This is a genomic window from Hydrogenophaga sp. SL48 (assembly GCF_021729865.1).
Classification (GTDB): Bacteria; Pseudomonadota; Gammaproteobacteria; order Burkholderiales; family Burkholderiaceae_C; genus Hydrogenophaga.
The window spans coordinates 3186263-3203136 of the sequence record NZ_CP063400.1 but is presented as its reverse complement, the minus strand read 5'-3'; the positions used below and the strand labels follow the sequence as shown (position 1 = coordinate 3203136).

17 protein-coding genes are annotated in these 16874 nt (G+C 66.0%); 13 read left to right on the top strand and 4 right to left on the bottom strand.

Annotation, left to right across the window (positions count from 1 at the left end):
- Positions 1 to 485 precede the first annotated feature (485 nt).
- From IM738_RS15195 to IM738_RS15185, 3 genes are all read right to left on the bottom strand, one after another.
- The gene (locus IM738_RS15195; protein ID WP_236966329.1) at positions 486 to 1097 is read right to left on the bottom strand and encodes a c-type cytochrome; all 612 of its coding nucleotides are present in this window, start codon (positions 1095 to 1097) and stop codon (positions 486 to 488) included.
- A gap of 168 nt (positions 1098 to 1265) precedes the next feature.
- Positions 1266 to 2546, bottom strand: coding sequence for an FCSD flavin-binding domain-containing protein (locus IM738_RS15190; RefSeq protein ID WP_236961775.1), 1281 nt, complete (start codon positions 2544 to 2546; stop codon positions 1266 to 1268).
- 10 nt (positions 2547 to 2556) lie between these two features.
- The gene (locus IM738_RS15185) at positions 2557 to 2859 is read right to left on the bottom strand and encodes a c-type cytochrome (RefSeq protein ID WP_236961773.1); all 303 of its coding nucleotides are present in this window, start codon (positions 2857 to 2859) and stop codon (positions 2557 to 2559) included.
- A gap of 435 nt (positions 2860 to 3294) precedes the next feature.
- On the opposite strand from IM738_RS15185, the gene soxC reads away from it, so the two are divergent.
- The 8 genes from soxC to soxB all read left to right on the top strand — a co-directional run bounded on the left by soxC (position 3295) and on the right by soxB (position 10468).
- Positions 3295 to 4638, top strand: a complete 1344-nt coding sequence (soxC, locus tag IM738_RS15180; RefSeq protein ID WP_236961771.1) for a sulfite dehydrogenase — start codon at positions 3295 to 3297, stop codon at positions 4636 to 4638.
- Positions 4639 to 4821: 183 nt separating this feature from the next.
- Positions 4822 to 5808, top strand: coding sequence for a c-type cytochrome (locus IM738_RS15175; RefSeq protein ID WP_236961770.1), 987 nt, complete (start codon positions 4822 to 4824; stop codon positions 5806 to 5808).
- A gap of 82 nt (positions 5809 to 5890) precedes the next feature.
- Positions 5891 to 6223 carry a c-type cytochrome gene (locus tag IM738_RS15170; protein WP_236961768.1) on the top strand — a complete coding sequence of 111 codons (333 nt, stop codon included), beginning with the start codon at positions 5891 to 5893 and terminating at the stop codon, positions 6221 to 6223.
- A 30-nt stretch (positions 6224 to 6253) separates the two neighbouring features.
- Positions 6254 to 6709 (top strand): thiosulfate oxidation carrier protein SoxY, encoded by a 456-nt coding sequence (soxY, locus tag IM738_RS15165; RefSeq protein WP_236961766.1) that lies wholly within the window; start codon positions 6254 to 6256, stop codon positions 6707 to 6709.
- A 56-nt stretch (positions 6710 to 6765) separates the two neighbouring features.
- The gene (soxZ, locus tag IM738_RS15160; protein ID WP_236961765.1) at positions 6766 to 7077 is read left to right on the top strand and encodes a thiosulfate oxidation carrier complex protein SoxZ; all 312 of its coding nucleotides are present in this window, start codon (positions 6766 to 6768) and stop codon (positions 7075 to 7077) included.
- 84 nt (positions 7078 to 7161) lie between these two features.
- Entirely contained in the window at positions 7162 to 7983 is an 822-nt protein-coding gene (soxA, locus tag IM738_RS15155) for a sulfur oxidation c-type cytochrome SoxA (protein WP_236961764.1), read from the top strand.
- A 17-nt stretch (positions 7984 to 8000) separates the two neighbouring features.
- Positions 8001 to 8651, top strand: a complete 651-nt coding sequence (gene soxX, locus IM738_RS15150; RefSeq protein WP_236961763.1) for a sulfur oxidation c-type cytochrome SoxX — start codon at positions 8001 to 8003, stop codon at positions 8649 to 8651.
- Positions 8652 to 8743: 92 nt separating this feature from the next.
- A complete protein-coding gene (soxB, locus tag IM738_RS15145) occupies positions 8744 to 10468 on the top strand; it encodes a thiosulfohydrolase SoxB (RefSeq protein ID WP_236961761.1) in 1725 nt (574 codons plus the stop codon).
- Between the two features lie 30 nt (positions 10469 to 10498).
- Here the strand turns inward: soxB and IM738_RS15140 are convergent, their stop codons facing one another.
- The gene (locus tag IM738_RS15140; RefSeq protein ID WP_236961759.1) at positions 10499 to 11830 is read right to left on the bottom strand and encodes an MFS transporter; all 1332 of its coding nucleotides are present in this window, start codon (positions 11828 to 11830) and stop codon (positions 10499 to 10501) included.
- 189 nt (positions 11831 to 12019) lie between these two features.
- Between IM738_RS15140 and cyoA the strand changes: the two genes are divergently transcribed.
- Genes cyoA through IM738_RS15115 form a run of 5 tightly spaced genes read left to right on the top strand, consistent with a single transcriptional unit; the run spans position 12020 to position 16863 of the window.
- Entirely contained in the window at positions 12020 to 13036 is a 1017-nt protein-coding gene (gene cyoA, locus IM738_RS15135; protein WP_236961757.1) for a ubiquinol oxidase subunit II, read from the top strand.
- A gap of 51 nt (positions 13037 to 13087) precedes the next feature.
- Positions 13088 to 15094 carry a cytochrome o ubiquinol oxidase subunit I gene (gene cyoB / locus IM738_RS15130; protein ID WP_236961755.1) on the top strand — a complete coding sequence of 669 codons (2007 nt, stop codon included), beginning with the start codon at positions 13088 to 13090 and terminating at the stop codon, positions 15092 to 15094.
- A complete protein-coding gene (gene cyoC, locus IM738_RS15125; RefSeq protein ID WP_236961754.1) occupies positions 15087 to 15704 on the top strand; it encodes a cytochrome o ubiquinol oxidase subunit III in 618 nt (205 codons plus the stop codon). Before cyoB ends, cyoC begins: the two co-directional genes overlap by 8 nt.
- Positions 15704 to 16111, top strand: a complete 408-nt coding sequence (cyoD, locus tag IM738_RS15120) for a cytochrome o ubiquinol oxidase subunit IV (RefSeq protein ID WP_236961753.1) — start codon at positions 15704 to 15706, stop codon at positions 16109 to 16111. Before cyoC ends, cyoD begins: the two co-directional genes overlap by 1 nt.
- Complete coding sequence (locus IM738_RS15115) at positions 16108 to 16863, top strand: SURF1 family protein (RefSeq protein ID WP_236961752.1); 756 nt, start codon at positions 16108 to 16110, stop codon at positions 16861 to 16863. Before cyoD ends, IM738_RS15115 begins: the two co-directional genes overlap by 4 nt.
- The last annotated feature ends 11 nt before the right edge of the window (positions 16864 to 16874 follow it).

Genomic DNA, 16874 nt, shown 5'->3' with positions numbered 1-16874 from the left:
CTTCTTTGTTGCGTTGAGGCGCCTGTGGCGAGCCGGGTCTCGCCCCGGCGGGCGACTCACTTTTCTTTGCTTCGCCAAAGAAAAGTAAGCAAAAGAAAGGCGAGCCGAAGTCCGGGGCCCTGCGGGCTTCCTTGCGCTGCTCGGTGCGCTCGGGAGGCGCGCAAACTCGGCTATCGCCTCAAACAAGCGCGCCTCTTTTTCCGAGCGCCCCTGCGCTGCTCAGCCCGGCCACACGGCGAAGCAAGGGATCGGGATCGGGCTTCCCCTCCGGCGCGAAATGCTCCAACCCCAGGATGCGGTGGAACCGGCTCCGCCAGGCCACTCGCATCGCCCCCTGGGGGAAGTGCTGCAAGCGCGGCGGGATTGGGAATCAGTCTGCCAAAGAAGGGAAGCGGCCTCAGCACACGCCGAAGATCCGGCTTTGCCGGTCCAAGGGCGTGGCCCCCTGGGGGGTGACGCGCTGCAAGCGCGGCGCGGGGGGAGCTCTACTTGCTGCTGACGTATTCGGCGACCGCCGCCATCTCCAGCTCCGTCATCTTTTCCACCACCGCGTGCATCACCGCGTTGTCGTTGGTCCGCTCGCGCTTGTTGAACGACTTCAGCTGGGTGTGGATGTAGCCCGAGAACTGTGTGGCGAGGCGGGGCAGGGTGGCGGTGCCTTCGGCGGCGCTGCCGTGGCAGGCCACGCAGGCGGGCACACCGCTGAACTTGTTGCCGTTGTGGAAGATGTAGCGGCCCATGGCCGCGAGCTGGGGGTCTTTCGGCTCTTCACGCGGGATCGACATCTTCTCGTAGTACTTGCCCAGCGCCAGCATCTCGTCGGGCGTGAGCTTGCTCACCATCTCGGCCATGGCCGTGCTCTTGCGCTGGCCGCTCTTGAACGCCGTGAGCTGCTTGGCGATGTACTCGGCGTGCTGCCCGGCCAGGCGCGGAAAGATCTCGCTGGTGGACTCGCCCTGCGCCCCGTGGCACAGGAAACACGAGCCCCCCGCGATCTTCTTCGCGCGGGCTTCGTCGGCCTGAGCGAACGCGCCCGAGGCGGCGAGCAGAAAGGCTGCCCCGAAGGCGACGCTGCTCAAGGACTTCACACGACTCATCGATTTCAAGGTATTTGCTCCACCGCGCCGAAACGCGATCCAAGATGCACGAAGCAGCGCCACCCAGAGCATCGCGGAACCGGCTTCGCCGGGCCGCAGATGCTGCCCCCTTCAGGGGGTGACGCCGAAGGCGGCGCGGGGGTGAGTCACGTCCTGTGGCGCGGGGGGTTATGCCAATGTGTCCGCCCAGATGTTGCGCGCCCAGGCGTGGGCGTAGCGGCCTTCCAGTTCGCTGGCCGCACTCGACACGCCACCCGCACCGGCCACCGGCAGCATGGTCTTCTTCTCGGCGTCGTAGCGGTGCACGCTGGCCACGTGCACCACGTCTTCGTCGGTCACGAAGCTGTAGCAGGTGTTGGCGTAGATGGGCAGCTGGGGCGGTTCCTTGCCCTGCAGCAGCGACACGACCGCCGCGGCACAGGTCTTGCCGTGCTGGTTGGCCATGTGGCCGGACTTGGGCATGCCCGCGGCGATCTGGATCGAATCACCCAGCACGTGGATGTTTTTCCGGGCCTTCGATTCGAAGGTAAGGAAATCGACCTCGCACCAGCGGGCATTGGCCGTGGCCAGCCCGGTCTTCACCGCGATGTCGCCGGCGCGCATGTTGGGGATCACGTTGGCCACGCCGGCCTTGAAGTCTTCGTTGAACTCGAACTTCAGGGTGTTGGTGGTGGCGTCCACGTCGATCACCTTGTGCTTGGGGCGGTAATCGATCATGCCCTTGTAGTGCTCGTCCCAGGCCTTCATGAACAGGCCCTTCTTCGAGGTGATGTCGTCGTTGGCGTCGAAGATCACCACCTTGCTTTTGGGCTTGGCCTTCTTGAAGTAGTTGGCCACCATGCAGGCGCGTTCGTAGGGGCCGGGCGGGCAGCGGTAGGGGGCGAGCGGGATGGAGAGCGCGTACACGCCGCCATCGGGCATGGCTTCGAGCTGCTTGCGCAGGGCCACGGTCTGGGCGCCGGCTTTCCAGGCGTGCAGCACCTTCTCCTTGGCCTCCGCCTTGCCCATGCCGGGCAGGGTGTCCCACATGAAGTCGACGCCGGGGGAGAGGATGAGCCGGTCGTAGGGCAGTTCGCCGCCCGCCGCGAGCTTCACCGTGCGTTTCTCGGCGTCGATGCTGGTGACCATGTCGCGCACGATCTTCACGCCATGGCGTTTGCTCAGGTTGTCGTAGGGCGTGGTGACGTCGGCGATGGTCTTGCTGCCCTGGATCACGAGGTTGGAGATCGGGCAGGAGACGAAGGCTGCGTTGGGCTCGACCAGGGTCACGTCGATGCCCTGGTCGGAGAACAGGCGCACGTACTTGGCGGCGGTGGCGCCACCGTAACCGCCCCCGACCACCACCACCTTGGCGCTGCTGCCGCCCGTGCTTGCGCAGCCGGCGAGTCCACCGAGGCCAGCGACGGCCGAGCCTGCGCCCAGCGTTTGTACAAATTGACGACGTTGCATGGTGGGCTCCTTATTTTTTCTGGGCGGCGAAGTAGGCGGCGATCTGCGCGAGCTGCTCGTCGGTGTAACCCTTGGAGAGCTGGTGCATCAGGGTGGCGGGCTTGCGGCCGGTCTTGAAGTCCATCAGCTTCTGGATCAGCTCGTCCTTGTCCTTGCCGGCCAGGGACTCGTTGCCCGGTTGCGCGCGGCCCTCGGTGCCGTGGCAGTTGGCGCAGGCGGCGGCCCAGACGCGCACCTGGTTGACCTGGGCCTGTGCCGCGAGGGCCGCGGTGCACAGCGTGCCCACAGCCAGCCATTTCGCTGTTCTGATCATTCTTCTCTCCGGGATGGGGGTTGATGAAACGTGCTCGGCAAACTGTAACTGCAGCAGAAATGGCTGAAAAATCAGTGATTTCGCATATGCTGATTCTTATCGTAGTGTCCGGTTTTGGCATGCAAAAGGGTGAAAACCCTAGCGCCTCCGCCACCCCCGGGCGACAGGCCCGAGACCGCAGGGACGGGTGGCCGGCGCACCGGACGGGCCGGAAGGGATGTGGCTCGGGGTTTGTACCAATGTTTATATAGGCAAACACTGATATAGTTGTTTGACTGAAATCAACAGCGGCAGGAGACGACCCGGTGGACCAGATGCAAGCGGTGTTCGAGTGTGCGGCGCGCCCATCCAGCGTGCCGAGTGGACCTGCACGCCAGCCCCTTCTGCGCGCCCACGGCCTTCAAACCTGCTCCGCCTCACAGAAAGAACCCGCACGTGTCTAAAGACCTGAGTGACGTGATCGGTCGCGTCTTGCCGGCGCCCGAGAATTTTCTGAGTCCCGAGAAGCTGGAAGCGGCCCGCAAGGCCCGACGCCGCTTCATGGGCAACGCCCTGGCCATGGGCGCCGGCGTGGCGGCTTCGACCGCCGCAGCCACCCGCGCCATGGCGGCCGAGGGCGAAGAAGCCATCCTGAAGCTGCCCGAGCACAGCACGGGCCTGGGCCAGTCGGTGGTGACCGACGGCTACGGCAAGCCGAGCAAATGGGAGGCCAACCTGCAGCGCCGCCAGAGCCCGGGTCTCACGCGGGTGAACCAGGCCTCGGTGAGCTTCACGCCGCTGCAGGGCCTGTTCGGCATCATCACGCCCAGCGGCCTGCACTTCGAGCGCCACCACCAGGGCTGGTGGGACATCGACCCGAGCAAGCACCGTCTGATGGTCAACGGCCTCGTGAAGCGCCAGCGCGTGTTCACCATGGACGACCTGATGCGCCTGCCCAGCGTCTCGCGCATCCACTTCATCGAGTGCGGCGCCAACACCGCCACCGAGTGGGGCAACGTGGCCGTGCCCTCGGTGCAATACACCCACGGCATGACCTCGTGCTCCGAGTTCACCGGCGTGCTGCTCTCCACGCTGCTCGAGATGTGCGGTGTGGACAAGAAGAACGGCAAGTTCGTGCTGGCCGAAGGTGCCGACGGTTCGTCCATGACGCGCACCATCGACATGGACCGCGCCATGGACGACTGCATCGTCGCCTGGGCCATGAACGGCGAAATGCTGCGCCCCGAAAACGGCTACCCGCTGCGCCTGGTGGTGCCGGGTGTGCAGGGCGTGAGCTGGGTCAAGTACCTGCGCCGCATCGAGGTGGGCGACCAGAAGTACGCCACCAAGGACGAGGCGGTGCACTACATCGACCACATGCCCGACGGCACGCACCGCCAGTACACCGGCATCCAGGAATGCAAGAGCGTGATCACCACGCCCTCGGGCAGCCAGACGCTGCTCGACAAGGGCTACTACAACGTGACCGGCCTGGCGTGGTCGGGCCGCGGCGCGATCAAGCGGGTGGACGTGAGCGTGGACGGTGGCCGCAACTGGCGCACCGCGCGCCTGGAAGGGCCGGTGCTGCCCAAGGCGTTCACCCGCTTCAACATCGACTGGGTGTGGGACGGCAAGCCCGCCATCCTGCAAAGCCGCGCCATCGACAGCACCGGCTATGTGCAACCCAAGATCAACCAGCTTCGTGCGGTGCGCGGCACGCGCTCCGTGTACCACCAGAACGCGATCCAGAGCTGGCTGGTGTCGGAAAACGGTGAAGTCTCCAACGTTCAGGTTTTCTAAATGAACACCCCCGTCATTCACTCCCTCCGGTCGTTCACTCCCCCCCTCAAGGGGGCAAAGCCTGTCGCCCGGCAAAGCCGGTTCGACGGCTTTCTGGGCTCACAGGGCATCGCTGCGCTTGCCCTTGCTGTTCTCGGCAGTGTTTCTGTTTCATCGTTCGCACAGGACAAACCTTGGTCCAGCATGGGTCGCGACGCGACGCCGGCCGAGGTGAAGGCCTGGGACATCGATGTGCGTCCCGACTTCAAGGGCTTGCCCGCCGGCGCCGGCAGTGTCTCGCTGGGCGAGACGGTGTGGGAGGGCAAGTGCGCGTCCTGCCATGGCACCTTCGGCGAGTCGAACGAGGTGTTCACCCCCATCATCGGCGGCACCACCAAGGACGACATCAAGACCGGTCGTGTGAAGGGGCTGGAAGAGGGCAAGAGCATCGTGCCGCAGAAGACCACCTTCATGAAGGTGGCCACGCTCTCGACCGTCTGGGACTACATCAACCGCGCCATGCCCTGGAACGCGCCCAAGACGCTGAAGACCGACGAGGTCTATGGCGTGACCGCCTACCTGCTGAACCTCGCCGAGATCGTCCCGGGCGACTTCACGCTCAGCGACAAGAACATCGCCGAGGTGCAGAAGCGCATGCCCAACCGCAACGGCATGGCGTTCTACGAGCCGATGTGGAAGGTCAACGGCAAGGGCGACGTGAAGAACGTGGCCTGCATGAAAAATTGCGCCATCGACCCGGTCGTGCATTCTTCGTTGCCCGCCTTTGCCCGCGACGCCCACGGCAACATCGCCGAGCAGAACCGCGTGGTCGGCCCGGTGCGCGGCGCCGACACCACCAAGCCCGAACCCAAGGGGCCGGTGGGCTCCGGCCCGGCACCCAAAGCGGTGGTCGTGGCGGCGGCGCCGTCCGGTGACGCGGCGGTCAAGGCGCTGCTCGCGTCCAACGCCTGCACCGCCTGCCATGGCGTCAAGAACAAGATCGTGGGCCCCGGCTTCAACGAGATCGCCGCCAAGCACAAGGGCCGGGCCGATCAGGAGGCTTACCTGACCGGCAAGATCAAGGCCGGCGGAACGGGTGTGTGGGGCTCGGTGCCCATGCCACCCCAGGCTCAGCTGAGCGATGCGGACGCCAAGGCCATCGCCCAGTGGATTGCCGCCGGCGCCCCGTGAGCGACATATTTGATTTCAGGAATATGCGCATTTGCTCGTAAACCCCATTTCTCGTCATCCAAGGAGACCTTACGCTGTGAAGATGAACCTCAAACACCTTGTACTGGTCGGCATGGGCTGGCTGGCCAGCGGGAGCGGCTTCGCTGCGGACCCCGCTGCGGCCAAAGCCCTGGCCGCCAAGAGCGCCTGCCTGGCTTGCCACGCGGTCGACAAGAAAATCGTGGGTCCCGCCTACCAGGAGGTGGCGGCCAAACACAAGGGCCAGGCCGATGCCGTGGCCAAGGTCGCCGCCCGCATCAAGTCCGGTGGTTCGGGCCTGTACGGTGCGGTGCCGATGCCTCCCCAGGCCGCCCTGAAAGACGACGAGCTCAAGCTGCTGGCCGAATGGGTGCTGGCCGGCGCGCCCGACAAGTAAACTTTTCCCACTTTTTTTCAGGAGTTCGACATGAACCAGACCCGTCGCCAAGCCCTCCAGTCCACCGGCGCATTTGCCTCGCTGATCGCCCTGGGTCTCGTGACCCAGAGCCAGGCCCAGGCCGCCGTGGACAACGCCAGTTTCCAGGTCAAGACCCTGGAAGACGCCTTGAAGGCCATCGGTGGCACCCCCGCCACCAGTGACCAGGTGTCGGTGGTCTCCCCCGACATCGCCGAGAACGGCGCCGTGGTGCCCGTGGGCGCCACCAGCAAGCTCGCCAACACCACCGAGATGTACCTGATCGTCGAGAAGAACCCGACCCCGCTGTCGTGCGCCTTCTTCATCCCCGCCGGCACCGCCGCCGACGTGCAGACCCGCCTGAAGATGGGCCAGAGCACCAACGTGGTGGCCGTGGTCAAGGCTGACGGCAAGCTGTTCTCGGCGTCCAAGGAAACCAAAGTGACGCTGGGTGGTTGCGGCGGCTGATCGCCCATACCCCACCGTTCCATCCCACATCTTTTTTGAATTGACAGGAGTCCCTCATGGCTGATCCGATGCGCATCCGTGCCGCCCTCGCTGGCGACGAAACCACCGTCCGTGTGCTCATGTCGCACGTCATGGAACCCGGTACCCGCAAAGACGCGGCCGGCGCCCTCATCCCCGCCCACTTCATCCGCGACGTCGAGGCCACCAGCAACGGCAAAACCGTGCTCAAGGCCATCTTCAGCGGCTCCGTGTCGCAGAATCCCTTTCTGTCCTTCAAGTTCAAGGGCGGCGCCAAGGGCGACAAGATCGTCGTGAAGTGGACCGACAGCAAGGGCGATTCCCGCACCGACGAAGCCGCCATCGCCTGACCAGGCCTCGTTGGCGTTGGACGGCCAGCCACGCAAGTCGCTGGCCGTTTTGATTTTTTCACTGCACAACAAGGAGACTTCCAGATGAAACAGAACGAGGTTTACCGCCGCACGCTCGCGGCCGTCACGCTGGGGCTGGCAGCGGGCGCCGTGTCGGCGCAAGGCAACGCCGCCATCGACGGCATCAACAAGTACCGCGAGATGCTGCAGGACGGCAACCCGGCCGACCTGTTCGACATGAAGGGCGAAGAACTCTGGAAGCAGAAGCGTGGCCCCAAGAGCGCCTCGATGGAGCAGTGTGATCTGGGCAAGGGCCCGGGTGTGGTCAAAGGCGCCTTTGTCGAGCTGCCCCGCTTCTTCAAGGACACCGGCAAGGTGATGGACCTGGAAACGCGCCTCATCCACTGCATGGTGACGCTGCAGGGGTTCAATGAAGCCGAGCTCTACAAGGCCGCCCCCTCGATCGGCAAAGGGGAGGGCGCGAACCTCGTGGCCCTGACCACCTATGTCTCCGCCACGTCCAAGGGACTGCGCTTCAACCTGCCCCACAGCACCGAGCAGGAAAAGACCATGTACGACGTGGGCAAACGCCTGTTCTTCCAGCGCGGTGGCCCGCACGACTTCGCCTGCTCGTCCTGCCACGGCGTCGACGGTGGCCGCATCCGCCTGCAGGAGCTGCCCAACCTGACCAAGAACCCGGGCGACGGCGTGGGCGTGGCGGCCTGGCCGGCCTACCGCGTGTCGAACTCGCAGATGTGGACCATGCAGAAGCGCCTGAACGACTGCTACCGCCAGCAGCGCTTCCCCGAGCCCAAGTTCGGCAGCGACGCCACCATCGCACTGCAGGTGTACATGGGCGTCAACGCCAAGGGCGCCGAGTCTGTCGTGCCGGCCATCAAGCGCTGATCCGCAGGAGAAACCCCATGAAAAAAACCTTCGCTTTTGCCCTGTTTCCCCTGGCCGCCATCGCCCTGAGTGCGTGCACCACCGGCATCGGTGGGGTCGACCCCGACAAGGCGCACGCCGACGTGGTGGCCGCCTCGTTCCAGCCCAACGGCATCGCCACGCTGGCGTACCTCAAGCAGGACGAAGCCAACCGCCTGTGCAGCGCCGCCGACGTGGCCGGCAAGCCACTGGACGAGAAGACCGCCAAGGCCATCGAAGCGGCCGAGCTCAAGACCGTGAAGATGCCCAGCGACGGCAAGTTCCTCGGCGACTGGAAAGAGGGCGAGAAGATCGCCCAGAGCGGTCGCGGCCTGACCTGGACCGACAAGGCCGGTGATGCGAATGGCGGCAATTGCTACAACTGCCACCAGATGGACAAGAAGGAAATCTCCTTCGGCAACCTCGGCCCCAGCCTCTACAACTACGGCAAGCTGCGCGGCGTGACCGACCCGGCCAGCGCCGCGGCCAAGCCCGTCGTGGAGTACACCTGGGGCAAGCTCTGGAACTCGCGCGCCTACAACGCCTGTTCGCAGATGCCTCGCGCCGGGCACAAGGGCATCCTGACCGAGCAGCAGATCCAGCACGTGATGGCGCTGTTGCTGGACCCCAAGTCACCAGTCAATCAGTAAGTGCGTGGCCTGCGCGGGTGTCCACACCCGCGCAGGCCCTCCGGCAAAAAAATTTGCCGCAAATATCAGCGATCAATTGAAAAGGAATGTTTATGAGCTTCAGCCGCCGTGAATTCATGCAGGTGCTTGCCGTCGCCAGCGCGGGCGGCATGGCCCTGAACCACCAGGACGTGCTCGCCGGCCAGCCGGGTGCGGCCCTGAAGATGTACGACCTGCCCAAGTTCGGCAACGTCAGCTTCCTGCACTTCACCGACTGCCATGCGCAGCTGATGCCCATCCACTTCCGCGAGCCCAATGTGAACCTTGGTGTGGCAGAGGCCGTGGGCCGCCCGCCGCACATCGTGGGCGAGCAGCTGCTCAAGCACTTCAACATCCGCCCCGGCACACCCGAAGCGCACGCCTTCACCTACCTCAACTTCGAGAAGGCCGCCAAGACCTATGGCAAGGTCGGCGGCTTCGCCCACCTCGCCACGCTGGTCAAGCTGCTCAAGGCCAGCCGCCCCAACGCCCTGCTGCTCGACGGTGGCGACACCTGGCAGGGCAGCGCCACCGCGCTGTGGACCAACGGCCAGGACATGGTCGACGCCTGCAAGCTGCTGGGCGTGAACGCCATGTGCCCGCACTGGGAATTCACCCTGGGCGAGAAGCGGGTGCAGGAAATCATCGAGAAGGACTTTGGCGGGAAGCTCGACTTCCTGGCGCAGAACGTCAAGACCAACGACTTCGGCGACCCCGTGTTCAAGCCCTACGTCATCAAGGAAATGAACGGCGTGCCCGTGGCGGTGATCGGCCAGGCCTTTCCCTACACGCCCATCGCCAACCCGGGCTACATGGTGCCGAACTGGACCTTCGGTATCCAGGACGAGAACATGCAGAAGATGGTGGACGAGGCGCGCGGCAAGGGCGCGCAGGCCGTCGTCGTGCTCTCGCACAACGGCATGGACGTGGACATCAAGATGGCCTCGCGCGTGACCGGCATCGACGCCATCCTCGGTGGCCACACGCACGACGGCATGCCCGCGCCCATCGTGGTGAAGAACGCCAAGGGCCAGACCCTGGTGACCAACGCCGGCTCCAACAGCAAGTTCCTCGGTGTGCTCGACTTCGACGTGCGCGGCGGCAAGGTGCAGGACTTCCGCTACAAGCTGCTGCCCGTGTTCGCCAATCTGCTGCCCGCCGACGCCGAGATGCAGGCCTACCTCGACAAGGTGCGCGCGCCCTACAAGGCCAAGCTGGACGAGAAGCTCGCCGTTTCAGAAGGCTTGCTCTACCGCCGTGGCAACTTCAATGGTTCGTGGGACCAGCTCATCGTCGACGCGCTGATGGAGGTGAAGGGCGCCGACATGGCCTTCTCGCCGGGCTTCCGCTGGGGCACGACCATCCTGCCGGGCCAGAGCATCACGCGCGAACTCATGATGGACCAGGTGGCCATCACCTACCCGACCAGCACGCTGACCGAGATGAGCGGCGAGACCATCAAGACCGTGCTCGAAGACGTCTGCGACAACCTGTTCAACCCCGACCCCTACTACCAGCAGGGCGGCGACATGGTGCGCGTGGGCGGCCTGGCCTACACCTGCGACCCGAACGCCGGCTCGGGCAAGCGCATCAGCAACATGACGCTCAAAGGCAAGGCCATCGAAGCGGGCAAGACCTACAAGGTGGCCGGCTGGGCGCCGGTGGCCGAGGGCGCCAAGGGCGAGCCGATCTGGGACGTGATGGAGGCCTACTTCAAGAACCACAAGACCATCGCGCCGCGCAAGATCAACACACCCAAGCTGGTGGGCATGCAGGGCAACCCCGGCATGGTGCTGTGACCGACAGCGGCCCGCCCGGGCCGCTGCGGTTCAGCCGCGGGATTCGAGCGAGCGGTTCAGGCGCAGCGCGCCCAGCGTGCAGGCCGCGCCCGAGAGCAGGTAGAGGCTGACGAAACCCAGACCGAAGTGGGCCGACAGGCCCAGTGCCACCAGCGGCGCGAAGGCGGCGCCGAACAGCCAGGCCAGGTCCGAGGTGAGCGCCGCGCCGGTGTAGCGGAAGCGGGGTGCGAAGTTGGCCGTGACCGTGCCCGAGGCCTGGCCGTAGGACAGGCCCAGCAGCACGAAGCCGATCAGGATGAACAGGTCCTGGCCCACTTCGCCGCCGTTGAGCAGCGTGGGGGCGAAACCGCTGAACACGCCGATCAGCACGGCCAGGCTGCCCAGCGTCTGGCGGCGGCCGTAACGGTCGGCCAGCCAGCCCGAGGCCACGATGGCACCGGCGCACAGGAAGGCGCCAACGATCTGGATGCCCAGGAACCCGGTGATGGACTGCTGCGCGTAGAGGTGGATCCACGACAGCGGGAACACCGTGACGATGTGGAACAGGGCGTAGCTGGCCAGCGCGGCGAAGGCGCCGATGAACACGTTGTGGCCCTGCGAACCCAGCAACTCGGCGGTGGACACCGGTTCGAACTCCTGCCGGTCGAGCAGGCCGTCCTGCTCATGGGCGCTCACCAGCTGCAGGCGCGCGAACAGCGCCACCACGTTGATCGCGAACGCCACGAAGAACGGGTAGCGCCAGCCCCAGGACAAAAAGTCCGCCTGCGACAGGCTGCTGTACAGGTAGGCAAACAGCGAGCTGGCGAGGATGAAACCCACCGGCGCGCCCAGCTGGCCCAGCATGGCGTACCAGCCCCGGCGGCTTTCGGGCGCGTTCAGCGCCAGCAGCGAGGGCAGGCCGTCCCACGAGCCACCCAGCGCCAGGCCCTGGCCCAGGCGCAACACGGCCAGCAACGCGATGGCGACACCGCCCAGGCTGGCGTGGCCGGGCAGGAAAGCGATGCCCGCCGTGCAGGTGCCCAGCAGGAACAGGGCGATCGTCAGCTTGGTGGCGCGGCCCCAGCGGCGCTGCACCGCCATCGACAGCACCGTGCCGATGGGGCGGGTGACGAAGGCCAGCGCGAAGATGGCAAAGGCGAAGAGGGTGCCGTCGAGCCGGCTCAGGTGCGGGAAAAACACCGCCGGAAAGACCAGCACCGAGGCGATGCCGTAGACGAAGAAGTCGAAGTATTCCGAGGTCCGTCCGATCACCACCCCCACGGCGATGTCGCCGGGGCTGGCCCGTTCGTGGGCGGCGGGCGTGGGGGGCACGGGCGGGGGGAATGCGGCGGAACCGGCGGGATCAAGGGTGTGGCTGGGCATGGTGTCTCTCGGGGTGGCGGCCTGTGCAGGGCAATATATCTTGAGAACGCCTATCGTGACTTTGACTTTGGCGCTTTGACATAGGACAAAACGTCCTATCGATGTTTCGGCCGAACACCGCTAAATTCCCGCCTGTCCCGCCACTGGGGTTTACCCGAGGCGGTTTGTCGAGACCTTGTTCAGGCCCGCATGCGCACCCCCACCTTCTTTCGTTTTGCCACTTTGCTGACGCTCGCCGGTTTCCTGGCGGGCTGCAGCAAGCTGGTCGTGCTCAACCCCGCCGGCGACGTGGCGGCCCAGCAGGGCAACCTGGTGATCGTGGCCACGGTCCTGATGCTGCTGATCATCGTGCCGGTGATCGGCGTGACCCTGCTGTTTGCCTGGCGCTACCGCCAGGGCAGCCCGCACGCCGAGACCGACTACGCGCCCGACTGGCACCACTCGACCAAGCTGGAGCTGGTGATCTGGGCCGCGCCGCTGATGATCGTGATCGCGCTCGGCGCGATCACCTGGATCAGCACCCACAAGCTCGACCCCTACCGCCCGCTGGACCGCATCTCGGCCGGCAAGGCCCTGCCCGCCAACGTGAAACCGCTGGTGGTGGAGGTGGTGTCGCTGGACTGGAAGTGGCTGTTCGTGATGCCCGAGCTGGGCATCGCCACCGTCAACGAACTGGCCGCACCGGTGGACCACCCGATCCACTTCAAGCTGAGCTCCAGCTCCACCATGAACGCGTTCTACGTGCCCGACCTGGCCGGCATGATCTACACCATGCCCGGCATGCAGACCGAGCTGAACGCCGTCATCAACAAGCCCGGCGTGTACCGGGGCATGTCGTCGCACTACAGCGGCTCGGGCTTTTCGGGCATGACCTTCAAGTTCCACGGCCTGAGCGAGCAGGACTTCGCCCAGTGGGTGGCCAGGGCCAAGGCCGAAGGCCCAGCGCTGAACCGCGCGTCGTACCTGGCGCTGGCCCGGCCCAGCGAGCGCCACCCCGTCGAGCGCTTTTCGTCGGTGGAGGACGGTCTGTTCGACCGCGTGGTGAACCTCTGCGTTGAAGAAGGCAAGGCCTGCATGCACGAGGTCATGGCGCAGGACGCCGCGCGCCAGCGTGCCCACGTCAGCGGGCGGGCGCTGGAGCTGGCCGCCCGGCAGGACATCTGCACCGTCGCCGACGCCTCGCTTGACCTCACCGCCCGCCGCTGAACGCCGCCCGATCCATGGGCCCTTGCGACCCGACCACCACCTGTACCCCCAATGTCTGCTGATTCAACTCCTGTGACCAACCACTGGCTGCTCGGGCGCCTGACCTGGGACTCGATCCCGATGACGCACGAGCCCATCCTGCTGTGGACCTTCGTGGCCGTGGCGCTGGGCGGCCTGGGCGTGTTCGCCCTGCTGACCCGCTACCGCCTGTGGGGCCCGCTCTGGCGCGACTGGTTCTGCAGCATCGACCACAAGAAGATCGGCATCATGTACATGGTGCTGGGCATCGTCATGCTGCTGCGCGGCTTCTCCGACGCGCTCATGATGCGGCTGCAGCAGGCCATGGCCTTCGGCGACAACCTGGGCTACCTGCCGCCGCACCACTACGACCAGGTCTTCACCGCCCACGGCGTGATCATGATCTTCTTCGTGGCCATGCCGCTGGTCACCGGGTTGATGAACTACCTCGTGCCGCTGCAGATCGGCGCGCGCGACGTGGCCTTTCCCTTCCTCAACAACTTCAGCTTCTGGATGACCACCGCCGGCGCCGTGCTGGTGATGGTGTCGCTGTTCCTGGGCGAGTTCTCCACCTCGGGCTGGCTCGCGCTGTCCAACCTGGGCAACCAGAACCCGGGGGTGGGGCTGGACTACTACATCTGGGCGCTGCAGATCGCGGGGGTGGGCACCACGCTCTCGGGCATCAACCTGCTCGTCACCATCGTCAAGATGCGCGCGCCCGGCATGGGCCTGATGAAGATGCCGGTGTTCGTCTGGACCTCGCTGTGCACCAACGCGCTGATCGTGGCCTCGTTCCCCGTGCTCACGGCCGCGCTGGTGCTGATGAGCCTGGACCGCTACGTCGGCACCAACTTCTTCACCAACGAGCTGGGCGGCAACCCCATGCTCTACGTGAACCTGATCTGGATCTGGGGCCACCCCGAGGTCTACATCCTGATCCTGCCGGCCTTCGGCATCTTCTCCGAGGTGGTCGCCACCTTCAGCGGCAAGCGCCTGTTCGGCTACACGTCGATGGTCTACGCCACGGTCTGCATCACCATCCTCTCGTACCTGGTGTGGCTGCACCACTTCTTCACCATGGGCTCGGGCGCGAGCGTGAACAGCTTCTTCGGCATCACCACGATGATCATTTCGATCCCGACCGGGGCCAAGATCTTCAACTGGCTGTTCACCATGTACCGCGGCCGCATCCGCTTCACCGTGCCCATGCTGTGGACGGTGGGCTTCATGGTGACCTTCGCCATCGGCGGCATGACGGGCGTGCTGCTGGCCGTGCCACCGGCCGACTTCGTGCTGCACAACAGCCTGTTCCTGATCGCCCACTTCCACAACGTCATCATCGGCGGCGTGCTGTTCGGCCTCATGGCCGGCATCAACTACTGGTACCCCAAGGCCTTCGGCTACAAGCTCGACGAGTTCTGGGGCAAGTGCTCGTTCTGGTTCTGGCTGGTGGGCTTCTGGGTCGCGTTCACGCCGCTGTACGTGCTGGGCCTGATGGGCATCACGCGCCGCGCCAACCACTTCGAAGACCCCTCGCTGCAGATCTGGTTCGTGATCGCCGCCGTGGGCGCCGGCCTGGTGGCCCTGGGCATTGGCAGCTTCCTGGTCCAGCTGGTGGTCAGCTACCTGCGGCGCGAGCAGCTGCGTGACCACAGCGGCGACCCCTGGGACGGCCGCACGCTGGAGTGGGCGACCTCGTCGCCGCCGCCGCCCTACAACTTCGCCTTCACGCCCGTGGTGCACGGCGTGGACGCCTGGTGGGACATGAAGAAACACGGCTACCAGCGCCCGCTCGGCGGCTTCAAGGCCATCCACATGCCGCTGAACACCGGCGCCGGTGTGGTGCTCTCGGTGCTGTCGCTGGTCTGGGGCTTCGCGCTGATCTGGCACATGTGGCCGCTGGCCATCGCATCGTTCGCGGCCATCGTGCTCGGGGCCATCGTGCACACCTTCAACTACCAGCGCGACTTCCACATCCCCGCGAACGAAGTGACCGCCACCGAACACGCACGCACCCAACTGCTGGCCCGCCATGTCTGACCTCGCTCTCACCCCCGGCGCCGCGCGCGCCTACCACCTCGACCACGAGCCGCACCCCGAGAACGGCACCGCGCTGGGCTTCTGGCTCTACCTGATGAGCGACTGCCTCATCTTCGCCGCGCTGTTCGCCACCTACGGCGTGCTCGGCCGCAGCTACGCGGGCGGCCCGAGCGGCGCCGAGCTGTTCGACCTCAAGCTGGTGGCGATCAACACCGCCTTCCTGCTGCTCTCGTCCATCACCTTCGGTTTCGCCATGCTGCAGAAACAGCAGGGCAGGAAGGGCGGCACGCTGGCCTGGCTGGCCGTCACCGGCGTGTTTGGCCTGTGCTTCCTGGGTGTGGAGCTGTACGAGTTCGCCCACCTGATCCACGTGGGCGCCACGCCGCAGAGCAGCGCCGCCATGTCGGCCTTCTTCACACTGGTGGGCACGCACGGCCTGCACGTGACCTTCGGCTCGATCTGGCTGGTGGTGCTGATGATCCAGATCGCCCAGCGAGGCCTGACCCGCGAGAACAAGCGCCGCCTGATGTGCCTCTCGATGTTCTGGCACTTTCTGGACGTGGTCTGGATCGGCGTCTTCACCTTTGTTTATCTGATGGGGGTGCTGTGATGAGCGCACACGAGAACACCATTCACCACAGCGACCATGACCATGACGATGGCCCGCACAGCACGCTCTCGGGCTACCTGATCGGCTTCGTGCTCTCCATCATCCTCACCGCAATCCCCTTCTGGCTGGTCATGAACGGCGTGATCAGCCACCGCCCCACGGCCGTGCTGGTGCTCGGTGGTTTCGCCGTCGCGCAGATCCTCGTTCACATGGTGTATTTCCTGCACATGAACGGCAAGGTCGAGGGCGGCTGGACGCTGGTCTCCACCATCTTCACCGTGGTGTTCGTGGCCATCGCCATCGCCGGCACGCTCTGGGTCATGTTCCACATGAACGAGAACATGATGCCTTCGCACGGCGGCCACATGGCCCACCCGAATCCGGCCGAACCTCACCGCACCCCATGACGCAGCGAGGCGGCCTGCTGTGGCTGGCGGGTGCGCTGCTGTTCGGCGTGTTCATGGCGCTGGGGGGCTGGCAGCTCCAGCGCCTGGCCTGGAAGAACGATCTGGTCGCCCGCGTCGAGGCCCGGTTGCGCGCCGCGCCGGTGCCGCCTCCCGCCGTGGCCGAGTGGCCGGCGGTGCAGGCCGACCCCGGTGGGTTTGAATACCGCCGCCTGGGGCTGGAGGGTGAGTTCCTGCATGCCGGCGAACAGCTGGTGCAGGCCAGCACCGAGCTCGGGGCCGGGCACTGGGTGCTCACCCCGCTGCAGCAGCGCGACGGCAGCCTGGTGCTGGTCAACCGGGGCTTCGTGCCCTCGACGGCGCAGTGGCGTGCCACCCGCGCCTCGGCCCACTGCGACGGGCCGGTGAGCGTGACGGGGCTGCTGCGGCGCTCCGAACCCGGCGGCGGTTTCCTGCGCCGCAACGACCCGGCCGCCGGGCGCTGGTACTCGCGCGACGTGCCGGCCCTGGCCGCGGCCGTGGGCCTGCCGCCGTCACGGGTGGCGCCGTTCTTCGTGGACGCCGGGGCGGACGCGCCCTGCGCCGGCGCACAGGGCCCGGTCGGTGGCCTCACCGTGCTGCGCTTCACCAACAACCACCTGGTCTATGCGCTGACCTGGTTCGCCCTGGCCGCCATGACGGTGGCCGCCGTGGTCTTTGTGCGGCGGGACGCGGCCCGGCGACGCCTTCACGGACAATCCCGGGGGCCCGCCTGATGTTGCCGGTG